Source organism: Priestia sp. YIM B13552, assembly GCF_042787775.1.
In the GTDB taxonomy this organism is placed as follows: domain Bacteria; phylum Bacillota; class Bacilli; order Bacillales; family Bacillaceae_H; genus Priestia; species Priestia megaterium_E.
This window is the reverse complement of record NZ_JBHZOU010000016.1, coordinates 18,820-39,712: the sequence shown is the minus strand read 5'-3', so window position 1 is coordinate 39,712 and position 20,893 is coordinate 18,820. Positions and strand designations below refer to the sequence as shown.

Genomic DNA, 20,893 nt, shown 5'->3' with positions numbered 1-20,893 from the left:
AAAAAATAAAATTTAACGTTGACGTTTGTCGCTTTGTTCAGTTTTCAAAGTTCAACCGCCGCTCTTAAGCGACTTTATTATCTTATCAAGTTATCAACGTAATGTCAACAACTTTTTAAAATTCTTTTTTCAGCTTCGTTGTTACGAGTATGTCTCAACGACGCTTTATAATAATATAACGCTTTTCATATAAAGTCAATATGTTTCAAGAAGAAAAATGATTTTTTTCTCTTGTTTAACTTTTTCCCTTACTGAGAAGTAGTTAAACGTAAATAAACTAAATTTTCTAATTTTTTAACTATACTCTATATTAAAAAAGAAGCCCTTCACAAAAAGAGCTTCTTTCTTATCTTACTAATTAAGGTAAATAACGACGTGCACCTGCATACTCTTCAATATATCCCTTCGTGTTTAAAGGAATAATCTCTACTGTCCGCTCGGAGTTCGGCGAATGAATCATCATGCCATCTCCCGCATACATTGCTACATGGTGAACGCTTCCTTTTCCTTGGTTATAGGCAAAGAACAATAAGTCTCCAGGTTGAAGGTTGTTCTTATCTACTGGTTTCCCTGCTCGAGACTGTGGCCCTGAGTCACGTGGAATCGTAATACCATGGGATTGGTACATCGTAAAGGTAAATCCAGAGCAGTCAAATCCAAAACCACTCATGCCAGCCCATAAATATGGAAGATTTAAAAATGCCTTTCCACTTTCAACAAGCTCCGTGCCAGTTGGTACAGGAATATCTTTTTGAGACGCGTAGATTTTTCCTGCTTTTGTAGAAATCCATGCTGTCTTTCCATTTGGTTTTAATACTTTATACGCACTCTTTGATTTTGCCAAAAGAGGTAGGCGCGTATTATAGCTAACTTCAATACCTTTCTTTTTCAAAGAAGGCGAATGATATAAATAAGTAGTCGGAGCCGTCACCATTACAAAAGGCTTCTTTGCATACTGTTCGTACCTTTTGCTATAGGTTAATTGTTTAGTAGGCATCCATCCGGGATATCCTAATTCATTTCGAGAAGTAGGCTGTCCGTCTACAGCTACTTTGACCCAGTCTCCTTGTTCGTCTAAAACCGTTACTTTGTTTCCATATAACGCTTGTGTCTCAAGCATCCCATCGCTAGATAACTGCTGCTTCTGTTTCAAATTCATCGATGTGGTCCACTTTCTCATATCTACAGGATTAGTAGCTGATGGAGCATCCACTTCACGCAAGATGTTTGGTGCTGTCCACAGAGTAGCTGCTGCGACATCTATATAAGCAGTTTCTTTTTCTTCAGAAGCATGAACAGAAGGAACTGCACTGACCCCAAATGTAGCTAAAATAACTGTTGTTGCCGTCAAAAGCCAACGTTTTATATTCATCGTCTCTCTCCTTCTACTATATTACTATCCTTTTATTTTGAGATAGGAACGGTGATTTCTCCTATTCCAGGAAAATCTGATAAAAAAACCTCTTGACCGCTGTACTTTAACACATCCAGTTCAGTTGAAAGCCAAAGAGGAGCATCTAAGTCAAAATACGTGATATTCGGATGAGCGGCTGCCAGATGAGCAGCTGCTCCCACGGAAAGTGATGGTTCCATCATGCTTCCAATCATACATGCAACACCGTTCGCCTCAGCAATACTTGCGATTTTTCTTGCTTCATTAATTCCTCCGCACTTCATTAGCTTAATATTCAAAAGATCCACGTACCGCCCGCTTACAAGCCTTAATGCATCTTTGGCAGAAAAGAGACTCTCATCTGCCATAATGGGTACGTTTACTCGTTCAGTCACAAACTTTAACCCTTCCCAATCATGAGCAGGGACAGGTTGTTCTACCAATTCAATACCAAAGTTGAGAGTTTCCATTTTATTAATTAATTGCACTGCTTGTTTTGGAGTCCATCCTTGATTTGCATCCAAACGAAGTTTTACATGATCCGGAATGACAGATCGAATATGTTTAATACGCTCAAGGTCTAGCTCAGGAATTGAACCTACCTTTACTTTTAAAATGTCAAATCCGTCCGCTGCACTTTTTTGTGCGTCTTCAGCCATTTTCTCAGGTGTATCAACACTTATCGTCATACACGTAGAGATAGGCTGCTTATCGCCCAAGAAAGCATATAAAGGAATGTTAAGAAACTTTGTATAAGCATCATGCAAAGCGATATCAGCAGCTGCTTTAGCACTTGAATTGTGAATACAGCAGCTTTGAATTTTTTTTAAGAGTTTTTGAAACTGACGTATATCCTCCCCTATTAGCGCTAGTTTAATAGGTCCTTGAAGTGCAGCTTGAATGCCTTCTAAAGAATCGCCTGTAATAACATATGTTGGCGAAGCCGCTCCTTTTCCTTTTATTCCGTTTTCTAACTGAATCTCTACACTTATACTGTCTATCTCTGTTGCTGTTCGAAGCGCTGTTTTAAACGGAACGAGCAGTGGAACGGTTTGATGCTTTACAGTTATGTCTTTAATTATCATTTCAATCGCTTCCTTTCGATTCAGCACAAATATTCTTTCATACATATTTTTGGTTTATTCTTAGATCGCCCCTAAAATTTTGGCGATCATCATACCAAAATAAGTACCTAAGAAGGAACCCATTAGAGCCATAATAACTCCTACGGGAATCAGTGCACGGTTATAAGCAGCTGCAAGCATTGGAGCAGACGCCATTCCACCAATATTAGCTAAACTTGCTACTCCGAGCGTAAATAAATCATATTTAAATAGTTTAGCTAGCAGCAGCATGATCACTAAGTGCACGAACATAATGAGAAAACCAGATACTAAGTAAATAGGAGCCTGAGCTAAATTTGAAAAATCTGATTGAGAAGCAATTAACGCTACAACGATGTATAACATAACGTTTGATACATCGAGCGTACCTGGAATTTTTGCCGCTGGGGTTACAGCGAGCACTAGACCAACCACAGAAGCAATCATAATCGTCCAGCTCGTTGCATTAATAACCGCTCCCACTTCAGGCAAACGCCCTCCGATAAATGTAGAAAATGCCGAAACGAACAAACCTAGACCAAGTAAATAAAGAAGATGCTGAAACTGAGGGCCTTCTTTTTCGCTTTCAGAAGTTGCTGCGACTTCATCTATACTATTCTCAATAAAGCTGACGTCTGCTTTTGTCCATTTATTAAATTTAGATGCAAATGGTACAAGCCAAAACATAAACATAACCCATACGGCGTAGTTAATCGTATCCATCATAAGAGCGTAGCCAAATATATTTTCTGGAACATCCAAAATCCCTTGGAGAGCAACCATGTTAGCTGATCCTCCGGTCCAACTTCCTGATAAAGCACCAAAAGCTTTCCACGTGTCCTCTACATAGAAATTCTTAAAGATGGCATAGACGAGGATAAAACCTACCATTATGCTAAAAACCGCAACGATGAATCCTCCCAGCATTTTTGGACCAAGTTTAATTACACTTCGAACATCACATTTTAACAGCATCAGCATCAGCATGGCCGGAAGCAGTGCATTTTTAACGCCCGTATACATGGCGACATTTGATTCGCTATCCCCAAATAACCCTGCCGTTTGCATAAGAGCAGCTCCTATATAAATAAGTACAATACCCGGGATAAATTTAAAAAATCGATTGGCTTTAAATCTTTTTTCAATCCCTACCATGAGCGCAGCAAAGGCAGTTAACACACTCACATACATAAATCCATCTTGAATCATTTATTCTTCCCCCTTCATCTCCACGAAAATATTTTTATACAAAACAAAATCCAGCCCAACGTTTGAAAACGTCAGGCTGGATTTCGTCTAGGTCTATGTAGACAAAGCAGCTGTTATTTGCTGATATTTTTTCTGTGCATCATGAAACGCTACCACCAGCGCTTTTTGGGAAGACCCGAAATAGCGGCTGTTAATTTCGTCTATAAGGGTGGGATCACTTATGTGACGTCCAATAAAAATCGATTGAACAAATCGCACGGTCAACTCAATCGTCGCTGAGCATTCCACATCAATAATTTTCCCATTTGTTTTATCAACTACCAACCCTAAAAAATACTGATTGAATTTTTTAGTAATCGGATTGCTTTGAGGAGCTTTGGCATCTCCAATAATATAGATAGTATCGTGATCATACATGATTTTTTATTCCTCCTAAAAGAGATAACAGACGATGCTAGGGACCGGCAAATGAACGTTTGCGGAGCTACGCAACATGTATTCGCTTTCATAAGGAACATTATAATCTATTCTCAATATATCATCTATAAAACAATTTCACAATATAACTTTTATACTATTCAGAATAAAGTGATATTTTTTCAAAAAAAGAGATTGAGACATAACAAACTTAATCCAACTAAAGACATACAAATGGGATACATAAGCTGAACCGCTTGTTACACTGCAACAAAAAAACGAACCACTAATCAAACATGTTGATCAAGGGCTCGTTTTTCACTGTGGGTCAAGTAATTTTGTCCCGGCTTCTTTCTACGTCATCCTTTGAACATGGTAGAGGAAAAACGGTTAGGGTAATCTGTCATCACTACTTTTACTGAAGCCTGCTGGAGCTTCAAAAAGTCATTCATTTCATTGATTGTATATACCCGTAAGTCTAATCCTTCTTGCTTTGCTTTTTTCCCGTATGAAGAAAGAGCAAACGACATATCACAGTGTAGGTGCGCTCCTATCGATTTTGCTTTTCCAATCGCATCTTCGCTCACCCCTTCAAATAAAAAACCTGTTGGTATATATGAATGGAGAGATCTCACTTTAGCCAAGCTATCATAGTTAAAAGATGACAAAATAACCTGATCTTCTAAATCAAACTCATCGATTAGACGAAGAACTTTTTCTTCAAGTTTTGGATAGTAAATTCGGTCATTTTTTAATTCAATATTCACCGTTAATTTTGTCTTTTTGTCCATCATCCACTCAAACACTTCTACTAATGTCGGAATCGATTGTTTAGAAAAACGAGAGTCATACCAACTGCCAGCATCGAATAAACGCAGCTGTTTGTATGAAAATTCTTGAACATACCCCATTCCATTGGTCGTCCTGTCAATCCGTTCATCGTGAATAACCACTATTTCCCCGTCTTTTGTTAATTGTACATCTAATTCAATACCTGCAACTTGCATTTTCCTAGCTTCTTCAAATGCAATCATTGTATTTTCAGGATATCGTCCGCTAAAGCCGCGATGCGCATAAAGATCAATTGAACTATTCATTATCCTCTATCTCTCCTAACTAGTCATTCACTAAGTAAAAAGCTCGTCCTCAAAATAACTTGAAAGACGAGCTTCGTAATCATACGTTATTTTTGATTGGCTACTTCTAATGCTCTATTTGTTTCTTTTGCTGCTTGATCAAGCGCTTTTTTTGGCTTTACTCCTTGATATAGGCTTTCCATCCCTGTTACTACTTTTTGACGAGATTCAGGAAACACAGAAATTAAAGCACCTTGCGTAGCTGGAGTAGCCTTTGTTTCACGAAGCTGATCAACCGTTACTTTTAACTGCGGATATTTCTCCCACTCTTTTTTCACAATATCTTGTTCATACGCTTTTGGGTTAACTGCAAAGTATCCACTTTCTACGTGCCATTTTGCTTGAACTTCTGGTGTTGCTAAATATTTCATGAAGTCCCAGGCTGCTTTTGATGTTTCATCACTGATTCCTTTAGACATCCATAAAGATGCTCCGCCAATAGCTACTCCTTGGCGATCCTCTTCTTTTGGGACAGGAATATAAGATACGCCTACATCAAATGGAGCATTGTCTACTAGTGTTTTAATACCTGCTGATGAGTCCAGGAACATTGCAATTTTTTTAGATTGAAATGCTGCGCGCATATCATCCCAGTTTTGTCCTACATTGTAGAATGTACCTTCTTTATACATATCATTGATTAAATTAAATGCGTTTTGTCCTTCTTTTCCATTAAATACTGCCTTCTCAGCATCACCTTTACGGCCGTTTTCGTGATCTACATACAAGCCGCCTTGAGAAGCAACTAGCTCTTCAAAGAACCATCCGTAATTTAGAATTGAAAAACCGTATTGCGATGTTTTATTTCCTTGTTTTTCTGTTAATTTCTTTGCAGCTGCCTTTAATTCATCATACGTTTTTGGAGGGTTTTCAGGATCTAACCCTGCTTTTTTAAAAGCATCTTTATTGTAAACAAGAACAGGTGTTGAAGAGTTGAACGGCATTGAGTATTGCTTTCCATCTACTTGGTAATAGCTTGAAATGTTTTTCTCCCACTGTGAAGTGTCATAGTGGTCTTGATCGATAAATTTTTGAACAGGCTGAATCTTACCGCTGTCTATCATGAATTTTGTTCCCACTTCGAACGTTTGCATAATAGCCGGTGCATCCTTTGTTCCTGCTACTGTGTTAAATTTTGTTTGTGCTTCTTCATACGTTCCTTGGAAAACGGGCTTTACTTCCACTTTGTCCTGAGATTTATTGTACTCATCGACAATTTTATTGAGTGATTTTTCAAGGTCACCGCTCATAGCGTGCCAAAATACGACTTCTGTTTTACCTGATGCTGTTTTTTTTGTTTCTTGCGCTTCCGAAGAACCAGTTGAATTTGAGCAAGCACCTAGAATAACTAGCAAGCATGCCGTTACGATAGCCAATATCTTTTTCATCACATTCACTCTCCTATTTAATTGCACCTTGGGTTAATCCTTTTTGAAGACGTTTTTGACCTAGGAATAATAGTAATAATGTCGGTAAGATTACAACAACGACAGCGGCCATAACCACTCCCCAATCAGTTGAAATCTCCTGTGTTTGCATTTGCTTTAAACCAATCTGAACGGTACGAACATCCTCTGTATTTGTCACTAATAGTGGCCATAAATACATATTCCATGTTGTTAAAAAGCTATATACGCCAAGCGTAACTAGACTTGTTTTAGACACAGGGAGCACGACGTTCCAAAAGAAACGAAAGCGGCTGATCCCTGAAACTTGAGAAGCTTCATATAACTCATTCGGAATGGTTTTAAACTGCTGACGCAATAAAAATGTCCCAAACGCTAAAGCAAAAAAAGGAATCGTTAATCCTAAATAATTGTTAATCCATCCTAGCTTTTGTGCTGTTAAAAAGTTAGGAACCATCGTTGCTTCCCATGGAATCATCATCGTAGAAATAAAGAGAAAGAAAATAGCATCTCTTCCTTTAAATTTAATAAATACAAATGCAAAAGCGGCCAAACTCGAAACTAACAGCTGCCCGGCCATGACGAAGATAGACACTGCAAAACTGTTAATTAAATAATGAAGCAGCGGAACTTTTTCAAAAGCGTCCCGATAGTTTTCAAATGAAAAAGATGACGGCCAAATCTTTCCTTCCAACACTTCCGCTCCACTCATAAAACTAATGGAAAAAGCGTATAGGATAGGAAACATCAATACTAAAGTAGCTGCAATGAGTAACAAATAAGTTGTCCATTTTCTCGTGATGCTCATTGATAATGTACCTTCCTTTCTCCAAGCTTGAATTGAAGAGCGGTAACCAGTAGAATACAGAAAAATAATATTGTAGCTTGAGCACTTGCAGAGCCAACATTATAGTTTACAAATGCATCCTTGTAGATTGAATAAACAATGACATTTGTGGAATCTGTAGGTCCCCCTTTTGTTAAAATGTCAATTTGTCCAAACGTTTGAAACGCGTTAATAAATGAAACGGTGATAATAAAAAACAGCGTTGGCGAAAGCATAGGAAGCGTAATTTTACGGAGCTGATACCAATAGCTAACTCCAGCAATACGCGCATTTTCATACAGCTTCTCATCAATATTTTGTAACCCGCCAAGTAAAATTAAAAAGGTAAACCCAATGTTCATCCAAATTGTAGAGATAGACACAGCAACCAATGCATACTTAGGATCTAATAACCACTGCACGTCATGAATCCCTACAAGGTTTAATACTTTATTGATAACCCCGATTGTCGGATTATACATAAACATCCAAATCACAGAAGAAGCCGCTACGCTCATTCCCATCGTAGATGAAAACATTGTTCTGAAAAAACCAATTCCTTTCAGCTTTTCATTTGCGATTAGCGCTAGGAATAAGGCAATAATTAAGCCAATAGGTACTGTGTAGAGTACAAATAGAAAAGTAGCTTTCATACTTTGTAAGAAATTAGGATCTGTAAATAGATATGAGAAATTTTGCAGTCCTACAAAATTTAAGGGATTTCCCTGTGTGTCCGTAATAAAAAGACTTAAATATAATGTCTTAATCATTGGGTAGAAAAGAAATACACTAAATAACAGTAATGATGGCAGTAAATAAGCTAGTCCAACAATGATAGTAGGCATTGTTTTTTTTTCTTTTGGGTTTGCTGAAACAGAAACAGGTGAGTTTGCTGTTTTGGTAACAGCACTCATACGAATGCCCCCTTTACAGTTAAATCTTCTGTTGATGGTTCGTAGTGCAAGCATGAACCTGTATCGCCATCAAATAAAAACAGGTGTTTTGGATCGATAAAAATAGGAACTCGCTCTCCCACCTTTATAGTCCATTGACCGTTCCACTTAGCCATCCACTGCTTGTCACCCATATGAAATGTAAGCAGTGTTTCCGTGCCTAGAATTTCCACATTGTCTACTTCCACAATAAAACTCGTATTATCGTTTGTCGCAAGCTGTATATGCTCAGGTCTCACTCCAACCACAACTTCTTTTTTACCGTTAAGGTTACTGTGTGGTGTACTCATAGAAATAGCTCTTCTATCTTCAAAAACTAGTAAGTTATTTTCTATAGAAACGTTTGATAAATTCATAGGGGGAGAACCTATAAAAGATGCTACAAACGTGTTCTTTGGTGCATTGTAAATATCAAGCGGACGTCCAACTTGTTGAATATTTCCTCCATTTAAAATCATCATTCGATCTGCCATCGTCATCGCCTCTGTTTGATCGTGCGTGACATAAATCATCGTAATACCTAACTTACGCTGAATCTGGCGAATTTCTGACCTCATCTTCGCGCGCAGCTTCGCATCTAAGTTTGATAAGGGCTCATCCATTAGGCAAATAGGCGAATGAGTAACAATAGCACGTGCAAGCGCTACACGCTGACGCTGTCCTCCCGAAAGCTGTCTAGGCTTTCTCTTTAGATATTCACTTAAACCAAGCATCTCTGCTGCTTCCCTGCAGCGCTTTTGCTGTTCTTGCTTTGAAATTTTCTTTGTGTGCAGGCCAAAAAGAATATTTTGTTCCACTGTCAAATGCGGATATAAGGCATAGTTTTGAAACACCATTGACAAATCGCGCTGACTTGGAAGCAGTTTATTTGCTTTTACATCTCCAATTAGTAGCTCTCCCTGCGTGACTTCTTCTAATCCGGCAATCATTCTCAGCATTGTACTTTTCCCGCATCCTGAAGGACCTACTAGTACGAAAAACTCTCCCGGCTCAATTGTGACGTTAATATCTTGAATAACATTTGTTTTTTGATCGTATGACTTCCCAATGTTAACTAGCTCTACTTTTTTCATTAAAAACGCTCCTTTCCCTCTCATTCATATTTTTTCCACAACCATGATTTCCCTGTAGAAACTGCCGTAGCTCCTGCTTTCAAAGCAGCTTGGATATGGCTTTCATTTTGAATGAGTCCACCTGTAATAATAGGAATACTTGTTTTTTTAACGACTTTCTCTATCATCTCCGGAATTAATCCTGGCATTAGTTCTAATGCATCGGGCTTAATATCTTGAACGGTTTTCAACCCTTGTGCTACCGCGTCTGTATCCACTAGGAACAGCCGCTGAATAGCAACCAGTCCTTCTTGCTTTGCGTAATTAATGAGTGAACTTTTAGTGGTTACGATACCTGTAGGTTTTACAAACTTAGCAAGGAATTTAAGCCCTTCTCGGTCATAGCTAATCCCTGGAATTTTTTCAACGTGTAAAAAAACCGTTCGATTATGCTGTTTGAGTAAATCTACATAGCGTTTAATCACACTAATGTTGCCCGTTAATAAAAAGGCGGCCTGGATCTCTGTTTCTAAAAATTGTTCTAAATTTTTCGGGCTTTTAATGGATGCAATCAAACTGTCTTGCCCAAGCTGTTGTAAGAAATCTGCTTCCTTATTCAAAACGATGCCTTCCTTTCATTCACAAAAAACCACAAAAAACGCATAGGGTATTGATATAGACCTATTGTTTTTTGTGGTTTCTCAATTTCATAACCTTAGTAACTATTCACTTATCGTTCACATGTTTTATAATAATGGTTATTTATGAAGGAAATATAAAGAAGCTGTTGAGTTTTGTAAAAAAACCGTATAGTTCCTGTAAATCGCCTAAAAATCAAAAAACCGTTGATTTCTCAACGGCTTTACAGTGCACATTCTTCAATTTCAAATCCTAAATCTTCAATCAGACCCCAGTCAGCTGTAGGTTCTTGACCTTGAGTCGTTAAATAGTCACCTACAAAAATTGAGTTTGCAGCAAACAAACCAAGCGGCTGAAGTGATCTGAGATTGACTTCTCTGCCCCCTGAAATTCGAATTTCTTTCGTTGGATTTACAAAACGCATCATCGCTAACAGCTTTAAGCATTGCATTGGCTTTAACGCCTTTTTGTCTTCTAGAGGCGTTCCTCGAACGGCAACAAGAAAGTTGCATGGAATAGAATCTGCATCTAACTTTTTAATTTGAAAAGCTAGTTCCACGGCTTGTTCATTTGTCTCGCCCATTCCAAAAATCGCACCGGAACAAGGTGACAAACCTGCTTTTTTAGATGTAGTAACCGTATCGACTCGATCTTCGTAGCCATGCGTAGAACAAATATTGTCATAGTTATCAGCGTGAGTATTTAAATTATGATTATAGCGATGAACACCCGCCTCGACTAGTTCGTGTGCTTGATCATCTGTTAAAAATCCTAGACAGGCACAGATTTTCAAGTCGGTCTTTTGACGGATTTCTTTTACCGCTCCCACTACGTGCGCTACTTCTTTATCAGTAGGGCGGCGGCCTGACGCCACGATACAATATGTACCTGCTTTTCTTTTTTGAGCTTCAAAAGCACCTTCTACAATTTTCTCTTTTGTTAACCACGCATACTTATCAATCGGCGCTTCTGATACAATCGACTGCGAACAATATCCACAGTCTTCTGGGCATAAACCTGATTTAGTATTAATAATCATATTAAGCTTTACTTTTTTTCCATAATGATGATGACGAATTAAGTACGCGGCATTCATGACCTCTAACACTTCTTCATCCGGTACATGAAGAAGTTGAAGCGCTTCGTTATATGTAATTTCTTTCCCTTTAATAATAGACTGAGCAAGTGCTTTCCAATCTCTTAAACTTGTGGTTTCCATCGATTCCCCTCCACTTTAGTAAACTAAAAAAATATAAAGTTAACAATTATAACTAAAAGTTACCATTACTTCTCCTTTTATGTCAACACTGTATGAATAATAGTTAACTAAAAAAGCCACTTCTATGATATAGAAGTGGCTTTTTGCTTATTGCGCTTGCAGTGTATAAATAACCGATACAAAGTCTCCAGATTTTTCATCGTATGCTTCAACACCCGGATACTCATGAGTTAGAACAATACCTGCGTACATGAGCTCATCTCCATAAGCTGTTTGATCTGTTTCCATCACTGTATATTCATAATCAGGATGAAGCCCTTTTAGCTCAATGCGTTCGTAAGAAGGATTTGGTCTAGACAATACTTGATAATAACCGATGATTGCCTGTTTTTGATCGGATGAAACAACCATCCAGCTCGTCACATTTCCCTCTTGTTCAAACGGACTTTTTAAACGATAGAATATGCCATTTTGAATAAGAGATCGGTGTTTTTTATAATACTGAATTTGTTGTTTTACGGTTTCTTTTTCATCTTCTGTCATCAGCGTAACATCTAACTCATAACCAAATGCGCCAAAATACGCAACGTCTCCTCTTGTTTCTAGACTTGTTACTCTGCGTACTTGATGATTTGGTACGGCCGATACGTGTGCTCCCATTGAACTGATTGGATAGGCAAAAGACGTGCCGTACTGAATTTTTAGACGTTCAATCGCGTCCGTGTTATCGCTCGTCCAAGCTTGAGGAGCATAATAAAGCATTCCCGGATCAAATCTAGCGCCCCCGCTTGCACATGATTCAAATAAAATATCCGGAAACTTCCTTGTTAGTCGCTCATACAAATCATACACACCTAAAATATAGCGATGTACTACTTCAAACTGACGGTTCGCGGGCAGCCCAACAGATCCAATTTCCGTTATATTTCGATTCATATCCCATTTTATATAAGAGATAGGTGCTTCACTTAAAATAGATTCCATTCGTTCATAGATATAATTCACTACTTCTTCTCGTGAAAAATCAAGCACATATTGATTTCGTCCATGAGACTGATGACGATTTGGCACATGAATCAACCAATCTGGATGCTTTTCATACAAGTTGCTTTGCTTTGAAATCATTTCAGGTTCAAACCATAACCCAAAGTCCATACCTAAATCCGTTACTTTTTGAGCCAATGACTTCATACCGCCCGGAAGCTTATTTTCATCTACAAACCAATCTCCAAGAGAAGTTGTATCATCGTTACGTTTACCGAACCAGCCGTCATCCAATACAAAAAGTTCAACGCCTAGCTTTTGCGCTTCTTTGGCAATATGTACAATTTTCTCTTCGTTAAAATCAAAATACGTCGCTTCCCAGTTATTAATTAAAACTGGCCGCTCCAAATCCCGCCATTTTCCTCTAGCAAGACGCTTGCGATAAAGCTCATGATACTCTTGGCTAAGGCCGTTTAGCCCGCTATTTGAATAAGCCAGTACTAGTTCTGGTGATTGAAAAGTTTGTCCCTTTTCTAGTCGCCACTGAAAATCAAAAGGATGAATGCCCATCGTTATTCTTGATACATCATAATGATCTACTTCCACTTGTCCAAGAAAGTTTCCGCTGTATACAAGACTAAAACCATACGCTTCTCCACTGTGTTCAGTTGCAGCTGGATTCTTTAAAATTAAAAATGGGTTTTGCTGACTGCTGCTTGTACCTCTCGCACTAGAAATACTTTGAATACCAGGCTGAAGCATTCGTGTTTTCACGTGTCTTTCTCGAATCCACGCACCGGAAAGCTGAACCATCTCATAATTTGATGTAGGCAAATCAATGCTGCCGCTCATGATACGCAAAATATCGACTCGTTCTTCTCCTCTATGCTCAAATCGTGCGTGACGCGTAATAATATTCCGGTCTTCGTAAACGGTATACGTTAAAATAAGTGATGCATTGAGCAATTTATCAATCAGTTCAACTTCTACACTTGTGGCTTCACTCTCTTCTTCTACATATGTAGCAGGTAAGCCGTTTAATGGCTTCTTGCCTTTGTAAATTTTATGGTTATCGTATTCAAAATTTGTGATTCGGCTTCCGTTTTGCTGAAGAAGTTGATAGGCTGGCTCTCTGAAGTCTGTTGTTCCATAAGAAGGATACTCTTGTTTGATTGTTTCAAGAGAAAATGCTAGTTCTCCTTCATATACCGAAGCGCTAGCTCCTCTTGTTTCTACACGTAAAAAATGCTGAAAAGATGAACGGTGCTTAAGCTTTTTTCCATAGTACAAGTGACCGAGCTGCCCGTTTCTCAACACTGAAAAGATATAACTTACATCGCGTCCCTGCAGGTGAAATTCCTTTGTACGTTCATTAAATAAGATTCCCACTTTATTCCTCTCCTTACCATCAAATATCTAACGAGACATTTCCTTTTTCATCTATTGCCGTTGCATGCTCAAAAGCAGATGCTAGATTAATCTCTTTTCTCTCATACCATTTCGCTAAATCTTTGAATAACTCTTCTGTTTCAACCATTCTTGTGTCTATTCGCAGTTCAGTTTCATAGCTATGAAGAGACCATGTGCTTTCACTAAATAAAGTCATTTCTACATCTAGACACATGTCTTTCCAATTGGGAGCACACAGAATAGGATGATGCATGTCTGAACATGCAATGGTGTAGCGGTTAGAACCATTCTTATTCATAAAACAATGAACAAAAGAGGCATTCACATCGCCCTTACTAGTTTGTAAAGATTTATACAGTTGGATATCTAACAATGGAACGCTCCATTTTAATTTCATTTTTGGAAGAATTCTTTTTTTAACCGACTTGACCGTTAATTTAATAAAGTAAACACCATCTTTTTTTGTTTCATCCAATACGACATGCACACCTGGTTCCTTGTTTATCTCCAAGTTTATATAGGGTGTAGCAATCACTTCCTTCATCTCCTTCACCATCATTCTTAACTTTGTACACCAACAAAAAATGTAACCGCATTCAAAAATTTGTTTTCGTATTTATTGCAAGTAGATCACCCTAAACGAAGCTTTTTTACTTTCTTTCATTTTATGTAAAATACTTTCTAGACTCAATGGTAAAAATCAAAGTGAAAAAAAGCATTTTTTTGCTTTATCTAGCAATCAATTAAACGCTCTTTATCTCTTAGCGCGCAATTTTCTCTTCTTTTTCAAAAAAAGATGACAAACCTAACAATATAGTATAATAATAAATAATGCAGAATGATTATACACAGAAAGGATGACAAATATGAATCATGAACCTTCTCTTCTTAAACAACTAAAATTATGGCATATCGTCGTGATAGGGTTAGGCTACATGGCACCTATGGCCGTTTTTGATACATTTGGCATTGTAACTGAATCAACAGATGGACATGTTTCAGGCGCTTATGCATTCACGTTGATTGCTATTTTATTTACAGCCATTAGTTACGGAAAGATGGTAAAAGCTTTTCCCGGAGCTGGTTCCTCTTATACATACGCACAGCAAGTAATGAATCCAAGCATTGGTTTTTTGGTAGGATGGACGGCTCTTCTTGATTATCTATTTCTGCCAATGATTAATGCGCTTTTGACAAATATTTACCTAAGCTCTCTGTTTCCAGGTGTTCCAAAGGCCGTATGGATTATCAGCTTTGTTGTCATCATGACCATAATGAATATTTTCAGCGTTCATTTAACCGTTTCTTTTGGTACGCTATTAGTTGCTTTTCAAATTTTAGTCGCTATTATCTTTATTATTTTAAGTGCTACAAGTCAAGGCCAAGAGCTATCATTTAAACCGTTTATAAGTGAATCGGCCTCTATATCTCTGTTATTAAACGGAGCTGCTATTTTATGCTTTTCTTTTTTAGGATTTGATGCTGTAACCACTATGGCCGAAGAAACACTTAAGCCTGAGAAAACCATTCCTAAAGGGATTCTTATTATTGCGTGTACGGGAGGCGCCTTATTTATCACGGTTTCTTACTTTGCTCAGCTGCTTTTCCCTTCAGCCTCTTTGTTTCATGATTTAGAAGGTGCATCAGCGGAGATCGCTTATAAAATTGGCGGCCAGCTTTTTCAATCTATTTTTGTAGCAGCGGCCTTGACTTCAACTATTGCTTCTGGACTTGTCTCACATATGAGTGCGTCAAGACTTCTCTATGCAATTGGGAAAGATGGTTATCTGCCTCGGAGAATTTTCGGCTATATTCACCCTAAAACAAAGACGCCTATTTGGAACGTGGTGATTATTGGTGGCCTCTCTTTAATTTCACTAGGTCTGTCTCTTGAAAAAGCTACCTCTTTAATTAATTTTGGTGCTTTAATTGCGTTCAGTTCAGTGAACATAGCGGTTTTTATCCATTATTTTATTCAACAAAACAAACGATCCTTCAGTGGATATATTTCATATGTACTTATGCCTTTACTCGGCAGTTTATTTTTATTTTTTATGTGGCTTAACTTAGAAAAAACATCCTTATTTATCGGTATTGTATGGAGTGTAATCGGAATTATTTATTTACTCATTGCCAGACGAAAAAATACTATTACCATTCCTACTTTTCATTTTGATTAAGGAAATAGGCTTAACACACCTCGACATATTTCCCCAGAAATAATGTCGAAAAAAAGTAATTGAGACATAAACAAATCAATCCCATCTAAACACGAACAAAAAAAGGTAAACGATCTAATATGAATCGCTCGTTACACCGCTGTTGATTTTCGTGCCAGGCTTCGCTTTCCGCGGGCGGCCGTTGAGCCTCCTCGTCGCTTGCGCTCCTGCGGGGTCTCATCTGTTCCGCTTTTTCCGCAGGAGTCTTCGCCTTGCCCTCCAATCAACACTTAGAGGCAACTAAACACATGAAAGCTACATTTACTATATCAATAAAAAAATCCGAACGTATTTGATTCTCAACCAAGAATCAAACTCGTTCGGATTTTTCTTCAATTAAAATACTTTCGTACCAGTCTCTTTTTATTGTTGCGATTGTGAGACTTTTTCCAAAATACGTCTTTTACGATAAAGCATCATTCCAACTTCCCCTATATCGCTAATTGCTTGTTTGTTAATATACGCTCCAAATACCATTCCTGCTATAGGAATCATTTGGAACAGCTTTTTCCAGCCCAAGTTGTCCCTGTAGGTTAGAAACACTTCTCTCCACCCTTGCAGCTGCTGCAAGCTCTGCGTTCGATTTCCGCTTGCTAATTCTTCTAAAATCGCACGTTTCCCTACAATGTCAGAAGACGAAAACTGCATGCATTTGACCATAAAAATTCGTTCCTCTTGCTCAGTGGGGTCGTACCCATAAGAAACAGCCACTTCTTGCAGTGTCTTAAGTGTAAGCCCTAATACAAAAGGAACATCAATCGCCAGTGTAAAAATCCCGCCTACCCCGGTTGTAGCTCCTTGCAGCTGTGCGTTCTTTTTTCGGACTTCAATAAAATGCTCTGCCAATTCATCCATTTCTTGCAGAGATAAATGCTGAATATCCTCTATCGAAAGCTGTTTCTTTTCTTGTAATTGTGCTGATGCTTTTTCTAGCGTGGCAGACGTATTAGCTAAATACTGGCCTCCATTATCAACATACTTAGCAATTTCATCTAATAATTTTTCTATTTTTTGATGAATGAACTTCGGCGTTACTTTATCTAAAGCTGAAAAAGGCAAACGAGCCAGCCGCTCCCAGAAAAAAAGTCCTTTTTGGTCTTTCTCCCACTTTTCAATTTTTCGTAACTCTACTCTTAACTGCTCATGCTCTGACATATCCTCACTCTTTTCCTCGATTTATCAGTTCTGCCCTACTTGTTTATTCCGCACATATTTAATGATAAAAAACAATGGAATTAAAACAACAATTCCGATTCCAATAGGCTGCATATATTGAGACACAATCGGCCCCACCTCTTTCCACTTAGGTCCTAACTTATATCCTAAATATACGTAAATAGCCGTTACTGGAAGCATCGCCACAAATGTATAAATAGAAAACAGCCATACATTCATTTTTGCCATCCCGCACGGAAAAGAGATAGCCGTGCGCACTCCTGGAATAAAGCGTCCAAAAAAAGCAACCCCACTGCCGTACTTATTAAAAAAGCGATCGGCGGCGTCAATTTCTTTTTCTTTCACCAAAAAGTATTTTCCATATTTTAAAACCAGCGGTCGTCCACCGTAACGTCCCAGTGCATAAAGAGTCAACGGTCCACAAACACCGCCTACTGTACCTGCAAGGATAGCCAAATACAAGTTCATATCACCTTGGTACACCCAATACCCTACTAAAGGTAAAACAAGCTCTGCCGGGACAAATTCAAACGTTAATGCTAAAATTACGCCAAAATAAGAGAGCTGTTTTAGCGCTTCAATTAAAGAAAGTAAAACTGACTCTAACAAAAATTCTCCTCCTCATGTCATTAAATCTAAGACTGCAAAACTATAATTAGCCGATTGATAGATAAAAACCAATGCGACATAGTTTTTTCCTTTCCCTCTTTACGTATTACGTACCACAAAAGTTTCAATAAAAAAAAGCGCTAGTTTTATCCAGCGCTTTTATAGTTTAAAGTTAATTTGAATAATACCTACTTTACGAAGAGCATCGTATAAAATAACTAAAGCCGGTCCTAAAAATAACCCGACAAAACCTAAAAGTTTAAATCCAATGTACAAACTAACTAGTGCAGCCAAAGGTGAAATACCCATATTTGTAGAAAATACTTTTGGTTCTACTACACGTCTTACTACCGTAATGACTCCAAATAGAATAAATAAGCCGATTGCTAATGAGTCATGCCCTTGCGTAAGAGCAAAAATCCCCCATGGAACGAGCACCGAGCCTGTCCCAAGGATTGGTAAAATATCGACAATTACAATTAATAAACTAAGAAGCGCGGTATACGGAACATCTAATAGCCAAAGCCCTACATAAGCCATTACAAACGTCATGACACTTAAGATAATTTGTGCCTTGATAAAACCAACCCCCGCTTGGATAAGCTGAGTGATGACAACTTGTAGCTTATATTTCGTTTCTTCTGTTAAAAATGACTTGATTTTATTTTTAATAGCAGGCAGCTCAAGGCTGATAAATACAAGCGCTACTAAATAAATAAGAAACTCTAATAGAAACCCAGGAACAGTAGCGGCAAAGCTAATGATAATTTCTACCGTACTTTTTAATAGAGAATCTAATGAATTTACGGTTTTTTCAAGCGTGCGCTCGATAGAAGAAATCACTTCTGTAGGAAGAGCGTTTGAATAGTATTTCCACTTAATAATAGTTGGATAAATCGCGGTTTCATAGATTTCTTTTACAAAGGAAGGCGCTATTTTTGAAAGAGCAACCACTTGCGTAACGATTGTCCGAACAATAAAAAATCCAATAAGTATGAGCGAAACAACATATAAAATGAAGGTCATAAGCACTGCATAGACTCTCTTCATTTTAAAAGATTGATGCAATTTTTGAACAATACCCTCAAGCGCTAATGCTGTTAATAAAGCAAACACAATCGGTAAACTGTAAGGGATTAACAAACATACGATTACTATCGAGGCGATGACCCATATTCGCTTTTTCCACATACTCTACTATCCCCCAACTAGCTAAGCTATCTCTATATTTATTGATAAAGAAAGGAACCAGTGACTGCTTTTATGTAAGAATAAAATTTGGATTTATTTATACCTGATGTTACATATTATAGGGTCAATTTCCATAATAATAAAGGAATTATTATGAAAAAAGCTACTTATTCTAATTTTTTGAATAGAATAAGTAGCTTTTTAATTTATAAATTAGCCGGCTCTCATGACCTCTGTACCTTTTTTAGGGTCAAATTTGCCTTCAGATTTAGACATCACAATTGCTGCTAGTGTGTTTCCTACTAAGTTAACAACCGTACGTGCCATATCCATGATTCTGTCTACTCCAGCAATGAAGGCTAATCCTTCTGCCGGAACACCGATTGTTCCAAGAGTAGCCAGTAATACAACAAATGATGTTCCTGGCACGGCAGCCATTCCTTTAGATGTAACCATCAATACAAGAATGAGCGTCAGCTGTTGAACGATCGTTAAATCAATACCGTACACCTGCGCTAAGAATAACGCTGCAATCGCTTGATAAAGAACGGAACCATCTAGATTAAATGTATAACCAATTGGTACAACGAACGATACGATAGCTTTTGGACAGCCCATCTTTTCAAGTTTTTCCATAATACGCGGAAGAACTGTCTCAGAACTAGATGTACTGTATGCTAACAACAGTTCATCTTTCATATAGCGGAACAAGTGGAAAATGTTAATTCCTGCCCATTTCGCGATTCCTCCTAATACAATAAGTAGGAAGAAAATTAACGCTAAGTAAACTAAGATAACAAGCTTTCCTAATGAAAGAAGTGACTCTAAGCCGAATTTTGAAACTGTTACACCAATTAAAGCAAATACACCAATTGGAGCCACTTTCATTACAAGGTTTACCACGTGAAACATTGCGTGAGAAACGCCGTCGAAGAATTGTACAACTGGCTTTCCTCTTTCCCCAATTGCCGCTACTCCAAGTGCAAATAACACTGTAAAGAAGATAATTGCTAGCATGTCTCCTTCAACAATTGACTGGAAAAAGTTTGTTGGAACAATGTGTAAGAACGTTTCAGCCACTGACTTTCCTTCTTGCTGTTTTGATGTTTCAACGTATTGTGAAATATCACTCTTCTGTGCTGAATGAATGTCTACACCTTGCCCAGGATGAAAAATATTAGCAACTAATACACCGATTATAATTGCAAAAGTCGTAATAATTTCAAAATAGAGAATGGTTTTAACGCCGAGCTTTCCGACCTGTTTACCGCTCCCTGCTCCCGCAACTCCAACGACTAAGCTTGAGATAACAATTGGAATAACAATCATCTTAATTAATCTTAAAAATAGGTCTCCTAGCGGCTGTAGGTATGTTACTACACGCGGATCGTTAAACCAAATTACCCCTACAAGAACACCGAGGATTAATCCGGTAAAAATCTGCGTAGCCAAACCAAAACGAATTTTTTTCATAGATGTACCTCCCCAAAGATGTATGACATTTGTATATACTTTTCTGAAAAAACAAAAAAAGACTATTCTTAAGAAAGAACAGCCTTTTACTTACGCTATTTTGGGCTCTTTCTCTCAATGAAGCAAACGGGGTTAACTGTCGGATTCGGAATTGAGAGTTTCCTACCTTTTGTAAGGATTCACCCCAAGGCAGCTTTACTGCCGATAATGATTCCCCCGCTCTATACGATTAAGCTTATTATTCAGTTTTTATAAAATTAAAACGATCTATACGTTGTCATACGTTTTTTACAGTCAATAAAACTAAACAGAAGTCTTACTTTTACTTAACTTTATACTGCACAAATATTAATTTACTATTTTTCGACACGTTTTGTCAATACCCATGTTTATAAAACGCTTTCAAAAGGCGATAATATATATTTATGCAAAAAAGCTATTGCAACATTGCAATAGCTTTTTCTTGCTCTTTGAGTCT

General features: G+C 37.9%; 19 protein-coding genes and 1 riboswitch. Of the genes, 1 reads left to right on the top strand and 18 read right to left on the bottom strand.

Annotated features, from left to right (window positions below; genetic code table 11):
* Nucleotides 1–358 precede the first annotated feature (358 nt).
* The 13 genes from ACFX40_RS27205 to ACFX40_RS27145 form a co-directional block, all read right to left on the bottom strand.
* Nucleotides 359–1,372: a C40 family peptidase gene (locus ACFX40_RS27205; protein ID WP_208755938.1), complete on the bottom strand. Its 1,014-nt coding sequence runs from the start codon at nucleotides 1,370–1,372 to the stop codon at nucleotides 359–361.
* Between the two features lie 32 nt (nucleotides 1,373–1,404).
* Nucleotides 1,405–2,478 (bottom strand): dipeptide epimerase, encoded by a 1,074-nt coding sequence (locus ACFX40_RS27200; RefSeq protein WP_208755937.1) that lies wholly within the window; start codon nucleotides 2,476–2,478, stop codon nucleotides 1,405–1,407.
* A 60-nt stretch (nucleotides 2,479–2,538) separates the two neighbouring features.
* Nucleotides 2,539–3,705, bottom strand: a complete 1,167-nt coding sequence (locus tag ACFX40_RS27195; RefSeq protein WP_377257311.1) for a DUF819 family protein — start codon at nucleotides 3,703–3,705, stop codon at nucleotides 2,539–2,541.
* Nucleotides 3,706–3,798: 93 nt separating this feature from the next.
* Nucleotides 3,799–4,122, bottom strand: a complete 324-nt coding sequence (locus ACFX40_RS27190; RefSeq protein ID WP_121946322.1) for a DUF3870 domain-containing protein — start codon at nucleotides 4,120–4,122, stop codon at nucleotides 3,799–3,801.
* Nucleotides 4,123–4,481: 359 nt separating this feature from the next.
* Complete coding sequence (locus ACFX40_RS27185; RefSeq protein WP_098332996.1) at nucleotides 4,482–5,219, bottom strand: glycerophosphodiester phosphodiesterase; 738 nt, start codon at nucleotides 5,217–5,219, stop codon at nucleotides 4,482–4,484.
* A gap of 86 nt (nucleotides 5,220–5,305) precedes the next feature.
* Entirely contained in the window at nucleotides 5,306–6,646 is a 1,341-nt protein-coding gene (locus tag ACFX40_RS27180) for an ABC transporter substrate-binding protein (protein ID WP_098250177.1), read from the bottom strand.
* A gap of 13 nt (nucleotides 6,647–6,659) precedes the next feature.
* Nucleotides 6,660–7,472 (bottom strand): carbohydrate ABC transporter permease, encoded by an 813-nt coding sequence (locus ACFX40_RS27175; RefSeq protein ID WP_028410331.1) that lies wholly within the window; start codon nucleotides 7,470–7,472, stop codon nucleotides 6,660–6,662.
* Nucleotides 7,469–8,404, bottom strand: a complete 936-nt coding sequence (locus ACFX40_RS27170) for a carbohydrate ABC transporter permease (protein WP_060745420.1) — start codon at nucleotides 8,402–8,404, stop codon at nucleotides 7,469–7,471. The genes ACFX40_RS27175 and ACFX40_RS27170 overlap by 4 nt, the downstream gene beginning before the upstream one ends.
* Complete coding sequence (locus ACFX40_RS27165; protein ID WP_028410329.1) at nucleotides 8,401–9,516, bottom strand: ABC transporter ATP-binding protein; 1,116 nt, start codon at nucleotides 9,514–9,516, stop codon at nucleotides 8,401–8,403. Before ACFX40_RS27165 ends, ACFX40_RS27170 begins: the two co-directional genes overlap by 4 nt.
* Before the next feature lie 20 nt (nucleotides 9,517–9,536).
* Nucleotides 9,537–10,115 carry a glycerol-3-phosphate responsive antiterminator gene (locus tag ACFX40_RS27160; RefSeq protein WP_377257308.1) on the bottom strand — a complete coding sequence of 193 codons (579 nt, stop codon included), beginning with the start codon at nucleotides 10,113–10,115 and terminating at the stop codon, nucleotides 9,537–9,539.
* A 242-nt stretch (nucleotides 10,116–10,357) separates the two neighbouring features.
* Entirely contained in the window at nucleotides 10,358–11,353 is a 996-nt protein-coding gene (bioB, locus tag ACFX40_RS27155; protein ID WP_028410328.1) for a biotin synthase BioB, read from the bottom strand.
* Nucleotides 11,354–11,500: 147 nt separating this feature from the next.
* Nucleotides 11,501–13,726 carry an alpha-galactosidase gene (locus ACFX40_RS27150; protein ID WP_377257305.1) on the bottom strand — a complete coding sequence of 742 codons (2,226 nt, stop codon included), beginning with the start codon at nucleotides 13,724–13,726 and terminating at the stop codon, nucleotides 11,501–11,503.
* 19 nt (nucleotides 13,727–13,745) lie between these two features.
* Complete coding sequence (locus tag ACFX40_RS27145) at nucleotides 13,746–14,291, bottom strand: hypothetical protein (protein ID WP_225049940.1); 546 nt, start codon at nucleotides 14,289–14,291, stop codon at nucleotides 13,746–13,748.
* A gap of 322 nt (nucleotides 14,292–14,613) precedes the next feature.
* Here ACFX40_RS27145 and ACFX40_RS27140 point away from each other — a divergent pair, with 322 nt between their 5' ends.
* Entirely contained in the window at nucleotides 14,614–15,927 is a 1,314-nt protein-coding gene (locus tag ACFX40_RS27140; protein ID WP_060745423.1) for an APC family permease, read from the top strand.
* 131 nt (nucleotides 15,928–16,058) lie between these two features.
* Here ACFX40_RS27140 and ACFX40_RS27135 read toward each other — a convergent pair whose 3' ends face one another.
* The 5 genes from ACFX40_RS27135 to ACFX40_RS27115 form a co-directional block, all read right to left on the bottom strand.
* Nucleotides 16,059–16,193, bottom strand: a complete 135-nt coding sequence (locus ACFX40_RS27135; RefSeq protein WP_255256646.1) for a hypothetical protein — start codon at nucleotides 16,191–16,193, stop codon at nucleotides 16,059–16,061.
* A 136-nt stretch (nucleotides 16,194–16,329) separates the two neighbouring features.
* Nucleotides 16,330–17,121, bottom strand: a complete 792-nt coding sequence (locus ACFX40_RS27130) for an EcsC family protein (RefSeq protein ID WP_060745424.1) — start codon at nucleotides 17,119–17,121, stop codon at nucleotides 16,330–16,332.
* A gap of 24 nt (nucleotides 17,122–17,145) precedes the next feature.
* Nucleotides 17,146–17,751 carry a DedA family protein gene (locus ACFX40_RS27125; protein ID WP_377257302.1) on the bottom strand — a complete coding sequence of 202 codons (606 nt, stop codon included), beginning with the start codon at nucleotides 17,749–17,751 and terminating at the stop codon, nucleotides 17,146–17,148.
* A 159-nt stretch (nucleotides 17,752–17,910) separates the two neighbouring features.
* Nucleotides 17,911–18,942 (bottom strand): sporulation integral membrane protein YtvI, encoded by a 1,032-nt coding sequence (gene ytvI / locus ACFX40_RS27120; RefSeq protein WP_013055188.1) that lies wholly within the window; start codon nucleotides 18,940–18,942, stop codon nucleotides 17,911–17,913.
* Nucleotides 18,943–19,155: 213 nt separating this feature from the next.
* Nucleotides 19,156–20,415: a glutamate/proton symporter GltT gene (locus ACFX40_RS27115; RefSeq protein WP_028410322.1), complete on the bottom strand. Its 1,260-nt coding sequence runs from the start codon at nucleotides 20,413–20,415 to the stop codon at nucleotides 19,156–19,158.
* A gap of 106 nt (nucleotides 20,416–20,521) precedes the next feature.
* Nucleotides 20,522–20,661: riboswitch (cyclic di-AMP (ydaO/yuaA leader) on the bottom strand.
* Nucleotides 20,662–20,893 lie beyond the last annotated feature (232 nt).

What these genes read in the sequence shown, in the direction of transcription:
- ACFX40_RS27205 (WP_208755938.1), bottom strand. Translation starts at nt 1,372, where the DNA reads ATGAATATAAAACGTTGGCTTTTGACGGCAACAACAGTTATTTTAGCT.
- ACFX40_RS27200 (WP_208755937.1), bottom strand. Translation starts at nt 2,478, where the DNA reads ATGATAATTAAAGACATAACTGTAAAGCATCAAACCGTTCCACTGCTC.
- ACFX40_RS27195 (WP_377257311.1), bottom strand. Translation starts at nt 3,705, where the DNA reads ATGATTCAAGATGGATTTATGTATGTGAGTGTGTTAACTGCCTTTGCT.
- ACFX40_RS27190 (WP_121946322.1), bottom strand. Translation starts at nt 4,122, where the DNA reads ATGTATGATCACGATACTATCTATATTATTGGAGATGCCAAAGCTCCT.
- ACFX40_RS27185 (WP_098332996.1), bottom strand. Translation starts at nt 5,219, where the DNA reads ATGAATAGTTCAATTGATCTTTATGCGCATCGCGGCTTTAGCGGACGA.
- ACFX40_RS27180 (WP_098250177.1), bottom strand. Translation starts at nt 6,646, where the DNA reads ATGAAAAAGATATTGGCTATCGTAACGGCATGCTTGCTAGTTATTCTA.
- ACFX40_RS27175 (WP_028410331.1), bottom strand. Translation starts at nt 7,472, where the DNA reads ATGAGCATCACGAGAAAATGGACAACTTATTTGTTACTCATTGCAGCT.
- ACFX40_RS27170 (WP_060745420.1), bottom strand. Translation starts at nt 8,404, where the DNA reads ATGAGTGCTGTTACCAAAACAGCAAACTCACCTGTTTCTGTTTCAGCA.
- ACFX40_RS27165 (WP_028410329.1), bottom strand. Translation starts at nt 9,516, where the DNA reads ATGAAAAAAGTAGAGCTAGTTAACATTGGGAAGTCATACGATCAAAAA.
- bioB (WP_028410328.1), bottom strand. Translation starts at nt 11,353, where the DNA reads ATGGAAACCACAAGTTTAAGAGATTGGAAAGCACTTGCTCAGTCTATT.
- ACFX40_RS27145 (WP_225049940.1), bottom strand. Translation starts at nt 14,291, where the DNA reads ATGAAGGAAGTGATTGCTACACCCTATATAAACTTGGAGATAAACAAG.
- ACFX40_RS27140 (WP_060745423.1), top strand. Translation starts at nt 14,614, where the DNA reads ATGAATCATGAACCTTCTCTTCTTAAACAACTAAAATTATGGCATATC.
- ACFX40_RS27130 (WP_060745424.1), bottom strand. Translation starts at nt 17,121, where the DNA reads ATGTCAGAGCATGAGCAGTTAAGAGTAGAGTTACGAAAAATTGAAAAG.
- ytvI (WP_013055188.1), bottom strand. Translation starts at nt 18,942, where the DNA reads ATGTGGAAAAAGCGAATATGGGTCATCGCCTCGATAGTAATCGTATGT.
- ACFX40_RS27115 (WP_028410322.1), bottom strand. Translation starts at nt 20,415, where the DNA reads ATGAAAAAAATTCGTTTTGGTTTGGCTACGCAGATTTTTACCGGATTA.